The organism is Pseudomonas sp. 910_21 (assembly GCF_052850735.1).
Genome location: NZ_VXCY01000005.1, coordinates 270,203 through 284,455, shown reverse-complemented (window position 1 = coordinate 284,455; position 14,253 = coordinate 270,203). Strand labels below are relative to the sequence as shown.

At 63.4% G+C, this 14,253-nt stretch carries 10 protein-coding genes; 1 reads left to right on the top strand and 9 read right to left on the bottom strand.

What is annotated here, in order from left to right; translation table 11 throughout:
* Nucleotides 1–2: 2 nt before the first annotated feature.
* The 9 genes from gspE to FW796_RS17850 all read right to left on the bottom strand — a co-directional run bounded on the left by gspE (nt 3) and on the right by FW796_RS17850 (nt 13,082).
* Nucleotides 3–1,496, bottom strand: a complete 1,494-nt coding sequence (gene gspE, locus FW796_RS17890) for a type II secretion system ATPase GspE (protein WP_446439692.1) — start codon at nt 1,494–1,496, stop codon at nt 3–5.
* The gene (gene gspD / locus FW796_RS17885) at nt 1,493–3,409 is read right to left on the bottom strand and encodes a type II secretion system secretin GspD (RefSeq protein WP_446439691.1); all 1,917 of its coding nucleotides are present in this window, start codon (nt 3,407–3,409) and stop codon (nt 1,493–1,495) included. The genes gspE and gspD overlap by 4 nt, the downstream gene beginning before the upstream one ends.
* Nucleotides 3,410–3,423: 14 nt before the next feature.
* Entirely contained in the window at nt 3,424–3,957 is a 534-nt protein-coding gene (locus FW796_RS17880) for a type II secretion system protein N (RefSeq protein WP_446439690.1), read from the bottom strand.
* Entirely contained in the window at nt 3,954–4,460 is a 507-nt protein-coding gene (locus FW796_RS17875) for a cytochrome b (protein WP_404937255.1), read from the bottom strand. Before FW796_RS17875 ends, FW796_RS17880 begins: the two co-directional genes overlap by 4 nt.
* 66 nt (nt 4,461–4,526) lie before the next feature.
* Nucleotides 4,527–6,053 (bottom strand): N-acetylglucosamine-binding protein GbpA, encoded by a 1,527-nt coding sequence (gene gbpA, locus FW796_RS17870; protein ID WP_346635243.1) that lies wholly within the window; start codon nt 6,051–6,053, stop codon nt 4,527–4,529.
* 242 nt (nt 6,054–6,295) lie between these two features.
* Complete coding sequence (locus FW796_RS17865) at nt 6,296–7,882, bottom strand: lytic polysaccharide monooxygenase (protein WP_346635244.1); 1,587 nt, start codon at nt 7,880–7,882, stop codon at nt 6,296–6,298.
* Between the two features lie 136 nt (nt 7,883–8,018).
* Complete coding sequence (locus FW796_RS17860) at nt 8,019–11,672, bottom strand: ATP-binding protein (protein ID WP_446439689.1); 3,654 nt, start codon at nt 11,670–11,672, stop codon at nt 8,019–8,021.
* 37 nt (nt 11,673–11,709) lie between these two features.
* Entirely contained in the window at nt 11,710–12,351 is a 642-nt protein-coding gene (locus FW796_RS17855; protein WP_346635246.1) for a response regulator transcription factor, read from the bottom strand.
* Nucleotides 12,352–12,644: 293 nt separating this feature from the next.
* Nucleotides 12,645–13,082 (bottom strand): Lrp/AsnC family transcriptional regulator, encoded by a 438-nt coding sequence (locus FW796_RS17850; protein WP_346635247.1) that lies wholly within the window; start codon nt 13,080–13,082, stop codon nt 12,645–12,647.
* 132 nt (nt 13,083–13,214) lie between these two features.
* Here FW796_RS17850 and FW796_RS17845 point away from each other — a divergent pair, with 132 nt between their 5' ends.
* Nucleotides 13,215–14,108 carry a DMT family transporter gene (locus tag FW796_RS17845; protein ID WP_446439688.1) on the top strand — a complete coding sequence of 298 codons (894 nt, stop codon included), beginning with the start codon at nt 13,215–13,217 and terminating at the stop codon, nt 14,106–14,108.
* The last annotated feature ends 145 nt before the right edge of the window (nt 14,109–14,253 follow it).

The following is a 14,253-nucleotide window of genomic DNA, read 5'->3' as shown; positions in this document are numbered from 1 at the left end:
CTTCAGTCCTTCTGGGTAACCCGCAGCAACTCTTCCAGGCTGGTCAGCCCTTGCAGCACCATGGCCTGGCCGTCGTCGAACAGGCTGGGGCTGTGCTGGCGGGCGTGATTCAGCAGTTCATATTCACCGGCGCCGGTGTGGATCAACTGGCGCAGGGTGTCGTCGAACAGCACCAGCTCGTAGATCCCCCGGCGACCGCGATAACCCGACTGCTGGCAGCTCGGGCAACCCACCGGGCGGTACAGCAGCGGTGCGCCAGCGGGGTTCAGGCCCAGGCGTTCGCAGGCTGCCGGGTCGGCGTCATGGGGCTCCTTGCATTCGGGGCACAGCAGGCGCACCAGGCGCTGGGCCAGGACGCCGAGCAAGGAGGTGCAGAGCAGGAACGGCTCGATGCCCATGTCCACCAGGCGAGTCACCGCGCCGATGGCACTGTTGGTGTGCAGGGTCGAGAGCACCAGGTGCCCGGTGAGGGAGGCCTGGACGGCGATTTCCGCGGTCTCGCGGTCACGGATCTCGCCCACCATCACCACGTCCGGGTCCTGGCGCAGGATGGCTCGCAGGCCCCGGGCGAAGGTCATGTCGACCTTGGCGTTGACCTGGGTCTGGCCGATGCCGGTGAGGTGGTATTCCACCGGGTCCTCGATGGTGAGGATATTGCGCTCCAGGCTGTTGAGGCTGGCCAACCCGGCGTACAGGGTGGTGGTCTTGCCGGAACCGGTGGGGCCGGTGACCAGGAGGATGCCGTGGGGTTTGTGCAGGGCGTGTTCCAGGCGCTGGCGTACCTGCGGGTTCATCCCCAGGTGGCCCAGGTCCAGGCGCCCGGCCTGCTTGTCCAGCAGGCGCATCACCACCCGTTCGCCGTGGCTGGAGGGCAGGGTCGAGACCCGCACATCCACCTCGTGCCCGGCAATGCGCAGGGCAATGCGCCCGTCCTGGGGGATGCGCTTTTCGGCGATGTCGAGCTTGGCCATGACCTTGATCCGCGACACCAGCAGGGTCGCCAGTTCGCGCCGCGGGCGCAGCACTTCACGCAGCAGGCCGTCGACCCGCAGGCGCACCGACAGATGTTCCTCGAAGGCCTCCAGGTGCACGTCGGAGGCCTTGCTCTTGACCGCCTCGCTGAGGATCGCGTTGATCAGGCGGATGATCGGCGCGTCGTCTTCCTGTTCCATCAGGTCGGTGGTTTTCGGCAACTGGTCGGCCAGGCTGCAGAGATCGAACTCTTCGTCGAACTGCTCCCCCAGGCCATCGGCCACCTGCTTGGCCCCGTCCTGGCCGTCGCGATAGTGGGCCGCCAGGCGCTCGGCGAAGGCCTGTTCGTCGAGCACTTCACTGCGCAGGGGCGCGCCGTTGAAGCGGCGCACCTCGGCGATCACCGACCAGGGCGTATTGACCCGGCAATAGAGCACGGCGCCCTGGGCCTGATGCTCCAGGACCACGCCATGGCGCCGGGCATAGGCAAAGGCCAGGCGCGGACTTTCGATAGGCGTGATCATGGTTGCTGCGCGGCCTCGGTCGCCCGCATGTCGATCAGGCCCTGATCGCCGTCACTGTTGGCATCGAACAGCTGGTGCGGGTTCTGCGGCAACTGGCCCCGGGTCTTGCCGTCCAGGGTGCGCAGCGAGCGCAGGTTGTTGTACTTCTGGGTGCTGAGCTTGTCGGCGTTGCCGCTGCTGCGCAGCAGGGTCGGGCGCAGGAACACCATCAGGTTGGTCTTCTCGTTGACCTCCTTGCTGCTGCTGAACAGCTTGCCGACCCAAGGGATATCACCCAGCAACGGCACCTTGCTCACCTGGACCTTGATGTTGTCCTTGATCAGGCCGCCAAGGACGATGATCTGCCCGTCGTTGGCCAGAATGGTGCTCTTGACCGAGCGCTTGTTGGTGATCACGTCGCTGGTGCTGATGCCCGGCGGCGCGGCGGCCAGCTCGGAGCTTTCCTGTTCGACTTTCAGGCGCAGGAAGTTGCCTTCATTGATGTGCGGGGTGACCTTGAGGGTGATTCCCACATCCTTGCGCTCCACGGTGGTGAAGGGGTTGCTGGCACCGGCGGTGTCGGTGGTGTAGGAGCCGGTCTGGAAGGGGACGTTCTGGCCGACGAGAATTTCCGCCTGCTCGTTGTCCAGGGTCAGCAGGCTCGGGGTGGACAGCAGGTTGTTGTTGGAGTCGCTGGACAGGGCGGTGATCAGCGCGCCGAAGTTGCTGCTGCCGATGCCAATCACGGCGCCGTCCGGCAGGGTCGGGCTCTTGCCGCTCTCCAGGTTGCCCAGCAGGGTGCCGATGGTCATGCCGGCGCTGTTGAAGTTGCTGGCCGCGCCCCATTTGCCCCGGCCTCCGGCCCACTGCACGCCGAGGGCCTGGTTGATGTCGCCACTGACTTCGACGATGGCCGCTTCCACCAGCACCTGGGCGCGGGGCTGGTCGAGTTCGTCGATGATGGTTTCGAAGGTCGCCAGTTGTGCCGGCGAGGCCATCAGCACCAGGGCATTCTGGCTTTCGTCGGCGCTCACCAGTACCGGATTGTCCTGCTTCTGGCCGTCACCGCGGCCGCCGGATTCCAGGCGCTTGCCGATGCCGCTGAGCAGCTCTTCGAGCTTCTTCGCGTCGCTGTGGTTGAGGCGGCGCACTCGGGCGTTTTCGCCGGCGTTGTTCGGCACGTCGAGGCTCTGGGCCAGACGTTGCATTTGCTGGCGAATGGGCGCCGGGCCCACCAGGATCAGGCGGTTGCTGCGGGCATCGCCAATCGCCTTGGCGCTGGTCTGGGCCCCGTTGCTGTCGGTCAGGCTGTCGGTCAGGGTCTTGGCCACATCACCGGCCCAGGCGTGCTTGAGCTGCAGGATGTTGAACTGGCGGCCACCGGCGTTATCCAGTTCTTCCACTACCTGGCGCACCCGCTGCACATTGTTGGCGCTGTCGGAAACGATCAGCGCGTTGGAGGTGGTGGACGGCGCCATGTAGGCATCCACCGCCACCAGCGGGCGCACGGCGGCGGCCACTTCGCTGGCATTGGCGTTGTGCAGTTCGATGACCTGGGTCACGAACTCTTCACTGGCTCCGCTGGCTTCGACATGGGCCTTGGTCTTGGCCTCGGCCACCGGCAGGATCAGCACCCGGTCGCCCTGGTCCATGGCCACATATCCCTGGCTGCGCAGGGCGGTGAGAAACAGCGAATAGATGCCTTTCTGGTCCATGGCGGTGCTGGACTGCACCGTCACCTTGCCGTTCAGGCGTGGGTCGAGAATCATCGTCTTGCCGGTGATCTGCCCGACTTCGTTGACCAGATCGCGCAGTTCCGCGTCTTTCATGTTCAAGGTCCACTGCTGCGCAAGGGGCAGTTTTTCAGTGGCGTGAAGGGGGCCGATCAGCGTGCCGAGGGCCAGCAGGGAACCTGCGATAAATGCTCGTTTCATGGTGTCTTGGGGGGTCACAAGGAAGGTTGGACAGGGCTGTCGGGCTCGCCCCGTGCCGCGGTGCTCGAAGGCACGTCGCGGACAGCGGGCAGCGGGATCAGCAAGGGGGTGGCATGGCCGGCCAGGGACAGGGCCTGGTCCTCGCCATAGCGCTGGACACGAACCTGGGTGGTGCCGATTTCACGCAGGCTGCCGCCCCCGGGAAGGGGCTCGCCGATGCGGTAGAAACGGCTGCCTTCAGGGGACTCGATCAAGGCCCGGGACAGTTCCGGGCGGCTTTCCACCAGGCTCGCCAGCAGCGTCAGGGGCACCCGTGGCTGGTTGCCGCTGGCCTCCTGGGGCTGCACGCCGAACAGTTGGGCAATGGCTGCGGTGTCGGGTGGCTGATGGGCCGGGGCCGGGGCTTCGGCAGGCACTGCGGTGCCGCTCTGCTCCAGATTCTGCAGCCACAGCCAGCTGTCACGGCCAAGCCAGCCCAGCCAGCTCAATAGCAATAGCAGCGCGCCGGCCCGCAGGGCGACGCGTGGGCAAAAGCGCAAGGCGTTCACAGGGACATGCGCTGCAGGAGTTTTTCACCGTGCCAATGATGCACGGCCACCGCCGCCACATGCCCGGCCACCAGCAGCGCCAGGGCCATACAGGCGTACTTGTGCAGCACATTGAAGAAGTCGGTGAGCAGGGGTTCTTGAAGGGGCTGAGCCAGAGACAGCACGCCGAAGAGGTTGATCGGTCGCTCCATCATCAGCACGCCGGTGACCAGGACAAAACCGGTCACGACGTAGAGCGCCAGGTGGCCGCATTTGGCCAGCAGGCGCAGGGTTCGATTGGCGTGCACCGGTTCACGATGATCCAGGGCACAGAGAATTCGCAGGCCGAACAGGGGAATCAGCATGAAGGTCAAGGACACATTGACGAAGCTGATGCCATCGGCGATCACGGTTGGCAGGTCAAGCAAGGCGTTGCCGAAGCCGCTGACAGTCGCCCAGATGATGATGCAGGCGAACGTCCAGTGCAGCAGCACGTGGGGTCTGGAGTAATTGCAAGTAGGCATAGGGGGCATGACTGGCAAAAGAAGCGTGGCGCCGGGGCGCCACGCTCGGGTTGACGAAGGTGTGACTTACTGGCGAGTCCAGGCCGACGGCCAGTTGGCGCCTACACCCGGCTCGAATGCAGTGGCACCGCTGTTCCACTGAATGCAGTAGCCGCTGTAAGGGAACGGGTTGCACTTGTAGGTCTTGCCGTCTTTAGGCTGCAGGACCACGGTGCCGGCTTTGTAGGTGCTCAGGCCCTGTGGGAACACGTGGTCGTACTTGCCACCGCTCTCGCCGCCGCCGCTGCTTTCTTCCTGCTTGAGGGTGAAGCTGGCGGTCTGTTGCAGCAGGTCGCCCTTCTTCGAGGTGGCTACCACGATCAGGTCAAACTTGCCGGCGCTCTGACCGGTGAGCGGGATGGAGAAGTGCGGGGTGTTGCCGGCCGGAGCCTGCTGGAACGCCACGCTTTCATTCTTGGCGTTGTACACGGTGGCTTTCACGGTGTAGTCGCCGCCCTTGGCAATGGCGTTGAAGTGCAGGTCGACCTTGCCGTCCTTCAAGGTGTATTCGGACTGCATGCCGGTGATGGCCAGCTCGCCCGGCTTGGCCGCCTGTTCCTTGTCGATCATCACGTTGACGATGTCGCTGCCTTTCTTGACCAGGATGTCGTTCTTGCCGAAGTTGGGCACCACTTCGTCCTTGTCGTTGAGCAGGCCCATCTGGTAGCCCTGCTTGGCGGCGTTGACCTTCTTGGCCAGTTCGCGCGGCCAGACGTCGGCCTTGGCCAGTTCGGCAGAATCGATGTTCAGCACGACTTGCTTGGCGTTCACTTCGCCCTGTGCGTTGAACACGCGGGTCTTGACCTTGTCGCCGATGCTCAGTGCTTCAGGCTGAACTGCGCCCACGGTGGACCAGGAGGATGGAATCACTGCGCCGTTGTCGATGTTCAGGTCGACCACGCTGTAGAAGGTGGCGTCGGTGTCGTGCACTTTCCAGGTGGCCAGCAGCACGTGGTAGCCGCTGCGGTCAGACGGGATGTTCACGGTGTGCTGAGTCTTGCCACCGGCGGGGGCCGGGGTGTTCAGGGCTGGCCATGGCTGATCCAGCAGCGGCTTGAGCTCGAAGGAGTCACGGGTCAGCTTCTGGTTCGGGTTCCAGTCTTTTTTGGTGATGTAGAACTGCCAGTAGCGAGTGGCGTGACCGGCGGTGTACTTCCAGGTGAAGGTTTGCGGACCCGGCTTGACGGTGGTCTTGGTCCAGCGAGTGGCCGATTGCTCGTTGATCTCGGCGAAGCGGTCAAGGCCGCCGGCAGGGATGGTGCCATCGGCTGGGCCGCACTTGGTGAAGTCACCGGTACAGGCTTGGGCGCTGCTTGGGAAGTGCGAGAAACCACCGCCCGGACGACCGATGTACTCGGCGCTTTGCGGTTCGTAGGTGATGGCGCCGCAGTTGGCGTTGAGTTGACCGCCATTGCTGCTGCACATGAAGGAGCGAGCTTTAGGGGATTCAATGTAACCGTGGGCGGACGCTTGTTGAGCGGCAAGACCGGCAGCGCCCATGGCCAGGACCAGAGGCAGTTTGAGGAACGAGCGGGCTCGGGTGGAGTTGATCATCGAGAAAGCCTTGAGCAATTAGAAATGGATACAAAAGGTCCCGGGGGTGCGGATGGGGTCCGACCGATGGGGCGGCTGGCCTCCGTGCCGACGCATCCCCGAGAGCAGAGACAGGCTACGTGGCGGGGCAGAGCGGTCCCATGGGACGAGTACGAGAGTCGTCCGCTAATGCCGAGCCCGAGGGCAAAAAAAAGCGTGGCATTCACATGCCACGCTCAAGGGTCAAACCTTCGCTTTAATGGTTATTGGCGATCCCAGGCCATGCCCCAGTGGCTGCCGGTACCCGGCTCGTACTGAGTGGCGCCGGCTTTCCACTGCACGCAGTAGCCGCTGTAGGGGTGCGGTTTGCACTTGTAGGTCTTGCCGTCCTTGGGCTGCAGCACCAGGGTGCCGGCCTTGTAGGCGCTCAAGCCTTGCGGGAAGACGTGGTCGTACTTGCCGCCTTCAACGGGCTTGTCGCCGCCGTTGCCCGGCTTGTCACCACCGTTGCCTGGTGTTTCGCCGCCACCGACGTTCTCTTCAGCCTTCACGGTGAAGCGTGCGGTTTGCTGCATCAACTCGCCTTTCTTCGAGCTGGAGACCACCACCAGGTCGTATTTGCCGGCCTTGGTGTCTTTCAGCGAGATCGAGAAGTGCGGGGTCAGGTTGCCGATCGGTGCATGTTCATAGGCCAGGGTCTTGCCTGCGGTGTCGAACACCTTGGCGTAGACGGTGTATTCGTCTTTCGGGTCGCTGGCCTTGACGATGGCGTTGAAGTGCAGGTCGACCTGGCCGTTCTTCGCGGTGTATTCAGGCTGCACGCCGGTGACGCTGAGCTCGCTCGGCTGGCTAGCCAGTTCCTTGGCGATGATCACGCTGCTGATGTCGCTGCCCTTGTTGACGAAGATGCTGTTCTTGCCACGGTTGGGCACGATCTGATCCTTGTCGTCCAGCAAGCCCATCTGGTAGCCGAGTTTGGCGGCGTTGACCTTCTTCGCCAGTTCGAACGGCCAGACGTTTTCGTTGGCCAGTGCTGCCGAATCGATATTCAGCACCACTTGCTTGGCCTGTTGTTCGCTGTTGGTGAACACCCGGGTCATGACCTTGTCGCCGACTTTCAGCGGCTCGGGCTGGACCGCGCCGATGTCGCTCCACTGCGATTCAACCGCGTTGGCGTTGTCGATGTTCAGGTCCACCACCGAGTAGAAAGTGTTGGAGTTGTCATGCACTTTCCAGGTCGCCAGCATCACGTGATAACCGCTGCGGTCGGCCGGGATATTGACCACGTGCTTGGTGTTCTGCCCGGCTTTGGCCGGCATGCTGCCGTTCCATTTTTCATCCAGCAACGGGGTCATTTCGAACGAGTCGCGGGTCAGCGGTTGGTTCGGGTTCCAGTCTTTCTTGGTGATGTAGAACTGCCAGTAACGGGTAGCGTGGCCGGCGGTGTACTTCCAGGTGAAAGTCTGCGGGCCCGGCTTGATGGTGTTCTTGGTCCAGCGGCTGCTCGACTGTTCGTTGAGCTTGGCAAAGCCGGTCATGCCACCGGCGGCAATGGTGCCGTCGGCCGGGCCGCAAACGCGGAAGTCGCCGGTGCAGGCCTTGGCGTTGCTCGGGAAGTGCTCGCGGCCGCCACCCGGCGTGCCGAAGTACTCGACGCTTTGCGGTTCATAGGCGACAGAGCCGCAGTTGCCGTTCTGGTTGCCACCACCGGCACTGCACATGAACGAACGGGCTTTCGGGCTTTCGATGTAGCCGTGGGCGCTGGCTTGTTGAGCCGCGAGCGAAGCCATGCCGATGGCCATGGCCAAAGGCAATTTGAGGAATGAACGGGCTCGGTGCAACGTGATCATCGATTGATCCTTAGTTTGAAATTATTGGATTCAACAGGCGATCGTGGGGAAGGATGGACGAGCTCAAGTTGAGTCTGGCATCCCTGTCTGGCGCCCCCCGAAAGCAGGCGCCAGAGTAGGACGGGTGAGTGTCGGTTCACATGGGACGGGTACGAGAGTGCACCAGGGGCGCCCGGGCGATACCCCGGGACCAGGGCCTGAGGGGCTGACGCAGGGCAGCCAGGTCGGCCTTGGCCTGTTCGAAGATGCGTTCCATGGACGCCAGCAGCCTGGCCTGGCAGCGGCGCACGGCGTCAGGCTGCTGGACATTGACCTGCCTCAGCCCATGGCAGGCCGCGGCCATTTCGCTGGCATCGATCAGGCAGGCCACGCCCGTCAGGCGATGACTCAGGTCGCCGATGGTCTGGGGCGCCGCGGTCAGATCGGTTTCGCGCAACTGGGCGATTTCCTGCTGCAGGTTCTTGGTCAGTTCCAGAAGGATGCGTCGGCGCAGGATCGAGCTGTTCTTGCCCACTTCGTCCAGGTGGTCGAGGTTGAACGAGCGCTCGTGCTCCACATCCTCGTCAGCCGGGGCATGGCTGCCGAGCACTTCCCGCAGACGCGCCAGGGTCACCGGCTTGATCATCAAATCGTTCATCCCGGCGTTGGAGCACTGGGTGGCCTCGTTGCTCAGGGCGCTGGCGGTGTAGCCGATGATCAGGCGCGCTGGCGTGCCCCGGCGCCGCTCGTCTTCGCGCACCGCACGGGTCAGGGCATAGCCGTCCATGTCCGGCATGTTGCAGTCGCTGATCAGCACGTCGTAGGGCGATTCGCTCAGGGCCAGCAAGGCCTGCTCGCCGCTGCACACATGCTCGGCCTGATGGCCCAGGCGGGCCAGTTGCAGGGTCAGCACCAGGCCATTGGTGGACACGTCGTCCACCACCAGCACCCGCAGCGATTCGGCGGCTTGCTGTTGTGGCGTCAGCGGCTCGGGTGACGGCGCCAGGGGCAACTGCCAGCTCAGGGGCAGTTCCACATGCACGCAGCAGCCCTGGCCGGGTTCGCTTTCCAGCCAGATGTGGCCGTCCATCAACTGGGCCAGCTGGCTGCAGATGCTCAGGCCCAGGCCCGAGCCACCGTACAGGTGTGCGGTGCGGGCGCTGGCCTGGCGGTAGGGCTCGAAGATCAGGGGCTGCAAGGCCTGGGGAATGCCGATGCCGGTGTCGCAGACGCTCAGGGTCAGCAGGCTCACGCCTTCGCGCAGCGGGATTTCCTTGACCCGGGCCTGAATGCTGCCGTGGTCAGTGAACTTCAGCGCGTTGCTGATCAGGTTGTGGAAGATCTGCTGCAGGCGCAGGGAGTCGATCCAGTGCAGGCGCTGGCGGTCGGCCTGGTAGTCGAAGTGCAGTTGCAGGTTCTTTTCCCGGGCCTGGGCGGCGAACAGGCCGAGGCTGTTGGTCAAAAGCGGTTCCAGTGCCGTGGGGTGCGGGGCCAGTTGCATCAGGCCACTCTCGATCTTGTCCAGGTCGAGGATGTTGCCGATCAGGTCGATCATCGACGTCGCCGATTGTTGGGCCACCCGCAGGTTGTGCGAGGGCGTGTTGCGGCCGCTGGTTTCAAGCTCCAGCAGGCCCACCAGGGCATTGAGCGGGGTGCGCAGTTCGTGGCTCATGGAGGCCAGGAACTCGCTCTTGGCGGCGCTGGCCTTGAGTGCCACCTGCTTGGCTTCACGCAGTTTGATCTCCAGGTGCTTGCGTTCGGAGATATCCAGCCAACCCCCCAGCAGCCCCTGCAACTGGCCCCGGGCGTTGTAGAACGGCACCAGCCACTGATACAGGTAGCGCTGCTCGCCCTTGATCACCAGGCTGGTGTCGAGAAAGCGCGGCCGGTGGTTGTTCAGCAGTTGCCGGTGTTCGTCCTGCAGGATCTGTGCGAAATCTGCCGGCATGTTCGGCTGTTCGGTGGGCAGGCAGTTCTGGACCAGATCCTCGGCGGTGGAGAAAAACTCTTCGTAGGCGCGGTTGCAGGTGCTCAAGCGTCCGTGCAGGTCGCACACGTACAGCGGAGTCGGCAGGCCGTTGAGCAGGGAGAACTGGAACGCCAGTTTGTCCTGCAGCCGGGTCTGGGCGCAGATCCGCTCCTTGACCTGGATCTTCAGTCGCCAGTTCCACACCAGGGACAGGACGAAGATCACCAGCGCCACGATGCCGATGTGCCAGGCCTGTTCGGCCGCCCATTCCCAGAAGTTGTCCCGGGGGCGTTCGGCGATCACCTGGATATCGCTCTGCGGGGTGCGCGACAGTGAGTCCAGCAGCTTGTTGAGGATGCTCAGCAATTCGCCGGAGCCTGCGGCCACGGCGAACTGATGGGGGCTGGGCGTGGCCTTGATCGACAGGCCGTATTGCAGGCCCGCTCCGGGTTGGGTCTGGCTGGCGCTGGGGGTGTCCAGGGTGGCGTCTACCCGGCGCTGCAGCACCAGGTCCAGGGACTGCTGGTAGTTCTCGGTGAGCAGCAGCTGGATCTTGGGGTAGCGCAGGCGCAAATGGTCATACAGCGGGTGATAGCGCGACAGCGAAAGCTTGCGGCCTTCCAGGGCTTCCAGGGAACTGGGAGAGCTGTCGCCGGTGCGGATGATGAAGGTCCAGGTGCGAGTGCCATAGGGCTGGCTGAAACGCACGCCGCGCGCGCCGTCGACCATGCCCAGGGTGCGGCTGGTCAGATCGGCCTGGCCCTGGCTCAACTGTTCCAGATCGTTGGCCCGGGACAGGCTGGGCTGGATGTTCAGTTTCAGGCGAAACGAGCTGGCCAGGGTCTGCAGCAGGTCGATGCTCAGTCCTGCCCACTCGCCGTCGTTGTTGCGATACAGGTACGGCGGTGCTTCCTGGGCCAGCAGGTTGATCTGCTGATGGTCCTTCAGCCACGCCAGTTCCTGGGGGCTGAGCATGAAGGCATCGGTGGGCGAATAGGGGAAGGGACCGTGGCTGGCGTGCTGTTGGACCTTGAGTTTCTGTGTCTCGGGAATGCTGTGCAGCACATGGTTGAGCAGGGCCAGCAGGGTGGGCTCGTCGCGGCGCGCGGCAAAGGCGAAACCGGTGGTGGGCAGGTGTGCGGAAAACTTGTTGTGCAGGGCCAGGTCCGGGCGTGCCTGCAGATACAGGTTGGCGCGGAACTGATCGCCGATAAAGGCATCGGCCTCGCCCTGGGCCACTTGTTCGAAGGCCAGTGCCGTGGTGCGCACGCTGCGTATCAGCGCCTGGGGGTAAGCCTGGCGGACCTGCTCCGGTTGCAGGTAGTTGTCCAGCACCAGCACCTGCTTGTTCTGCAGGTCCAGGGGCAGGCTCTGGTCGTTGGTGCGGCCGACGATGATCGGCTGGTTGCGCAGGTAGGGCAGGCTCAGGCGCAGGTTCGGGTTGGCTTCTTCGAACTCGGTGGCCCGGGCCAGCAAATCGACCCGGTGCTCCAACAGAGCCTCCACGGCGGCCTGGGGCGAGGGTACCTCGACACTCTGAAAGTGCAGGTCCAGTTGTTCGCCGATCAGCTTCAGGTAGTCATCGGAGATCGACTTCAGGACCTGATTGCCGGCGCTCTCCAGAGGCCGGTCGGGCGGCACGATGCGGGCCACTTTGAGGGTTTTGCGCGGCAGGCTGTTGCGCATCGCCAGCAGCTTGTTCAAGGGCAGGTTGCCGTCCGTCGCGGTGTCCGGGTTGTCGGCCCAGGCGGTTGGCAGCGTGCCCAGGAGCGCCAGGGGAATGAGCAGCAGGCAAAAGCGCTGCATCCTCCGGCGCACGAAGGAAAGCGAAATCAGGGGCATAGGGGGGAAGCTCCGGGATTCTGCCGCACGGGGCGGCTCAGGAAAGGCCGTGTTCCTGGATGTAGAGAAACAGGCTGGCCGAGGTGTCCAGGCCGAGCTTGCGCATGGCGCTGCTTTTTTGCGTGCTGATGGTCTGTTTGCTGCGGCACAGGTGCTGGGCGATGGCACCGATGCTCATGCCGGTGCCATACAGGCGCAGCACCTCGATCTCCCGCGCGGACAGTTGCTCCGGTTGCATCAGCGGCTTGCCGTGCAGGGCGGTGCTGGTGTCCAGCAAGTGCTGGATCGAGGCCGAGACAAAGGGCGAGCGCGGGCTGGCGGCGACCGCCTTGGGCAGGTCATTGAGCAGCCCGCGCTTGCTCACCAGCCCCTGGACCCCCAGTTTGAGCACGCTGCTGATCAGCGCCGGGTTGTCGAGCATGGTGATCACCACGATCGCCAGTTTTGGATAGAGCGAACGCAGGCGACGGATCAGACGAATCCCGTCCACTTGGTCGCCACCGGGCATCATCAGGTCGGTCAGCAGCAGGTCGCAGGGCTGGCGCTGCAGGTTCTCCAGCAGGGTTTCCACGCTGTGGGCCTGAGCGACGACCTCCAGGTCGGCACGGCTTTCCAGCAGGGTGTGAATCCCAATCAGAGTCAGGGGATGGTCATCGGCTATCTGGACGCGGATCGGCATCGTGTTTGTTTACTCGGCTTTTCGACAGGCATGAGCCCACAAAAACGCGCGGCTTCCTATCAAGGAGCGGGCATTTTGCTTGTGGGGTCGTCAGAGGATTCGCAGGGTATCACTGAAATTGACGCCAAAAAGACGTCTTTGGCACTTTAAGAATCGTCTTATGTTTGCCAGGAAATTTCCTGAGAAGTTGTAGGGGAATTACTAAAGATCTTGCAAGAAACGCCTCTAGTACAGACGTTTCATCGGTGTTTTCCCTGTCGGATCTACAGCCTTTGGTGCCCGGGGCAACCCCGTCACTCCAGGGGCGGCAAACGCCGTTTGATTGGCGACTTCTTGATGATTGCGGTGTTGGTTTCGGCGAAATGGTTGAGGCGGTCCAGCAGGGTGTCCAGCTGTTCCATGGAGCGCACTTGAAGGCGGGCGATAAAGCAGTCGTCACCGGTGACCTTATCGCATTCGGTGAACTCGGCAATCGCCAGAATCTGCCGTTCCACTTCCTGCAGTTTGCCCGGCAAGGGACGAATGCGGACGATGGCCTGCAACTGGTAGCCCAGAAGTCTTGGATCGATCTCCAAGGTATAAGCGCTGATCACGCCGCGTTCTTCCAGTCTTTTCAAACGTTCGGCGACGCTGGGAGCGGACAGGCCGCTGATCTGCGCCAGGGCCTTTAGGGAGCGGCGGGAGTCCTGCATCAGGGCACTGATCAGTGCCTGGTCGATGGCATCAAGCATGGCGATCTCGTTAGGTTGGATGGCTATTTTGCCTTGATAAAAAAGGCCTTGTGGCAGTCTAGCCTAGGTTTTGAACTGGCGATGGTCAGTTCGCGCTGGGCATAATTTGCCCACTGCCAGAGGAGCTTGATGATGGATGCACTGACTCGTCGCGGATCGTTGGAAATGACCGCCGCCATGCTGATTTCCGGAACCATCGGCTGGTTCGTCCTGGTGTCCGGGCAACCGGTACTGGACGTGGTGTTCTGGCGTTGCCTGTTCGGCGCCGGGGCCTTGCTGCTGATTTGCGGCGCTTTCGGTTTTCTTCGTAAGAACATTCTGACCAAGCGCACGCTGATCCTGGCGGTGCTCAGTGGCGTGGCCATTGTCGGTAACTGGGTGCTGTTGTTCGGCTCCTATTCCCGAGCCTCGATTGCCATTGGCACCGCGGTGTACAACGTCCAGCCTTTTATCCTGGTGGCCCTGGGGGCGTTGTTCCTGGGGGAGAAGATCACCCCGCAGAAGCTGTTCTGGCTGTGCCTGTCCTTTGCCGGGATGCTGGCCATCGTCAGTGCCCACGGCGCCCAGGGCGAAACCGGCAACGACTACCTGCTGGGCATCGCCCTGGCCCTGGGCGCCGCGTTGCTGTATGCCTTTGCCGCGCTGCTGATCAAGCGCCTGAGCGGTACGCCGCCACACCTGATTGCGCTGATCCAGGTCTGCACCGGGGTGCTGTTGCTGGCGCCCTGGGCCAACCTCGGCGCGCCGCCCCAGCAGGCTACGGCCTGGGCCAGCCTGCTGACCCTGGGCATCGTGCATACCGGGGTGATGTACGTGCTGTTGTACGGGGCGATTCAGAAGTTGCCGACGGCGTTGACCGGGGCCTTGTCCTTCATCTATCCGATCGCGGCGATCTTCGTCGACTGGCTGGCTTTCGGTCATCGCCTGGGACTGCTGCAATGGATGGGCGTCGGCGCGATTCTGCTGGCCGCCGCCGGCATGCAGCAGGGCTGGACCCTGAAGCGCCGGCGCAGCGTTTTGCAATGAGCGCAGGGGACGCAGGGCGCAGACCTGCAATGGGTTCCACGCCCGCTGGCCTGGGGGGTAGTGCCGCGCCTGTACCGGTCGGCACCTGACCTTGACAGGCCGGGGTGCAGCGCTAGTTTTTATCCAGTGTCGGCCGATTGGCCAC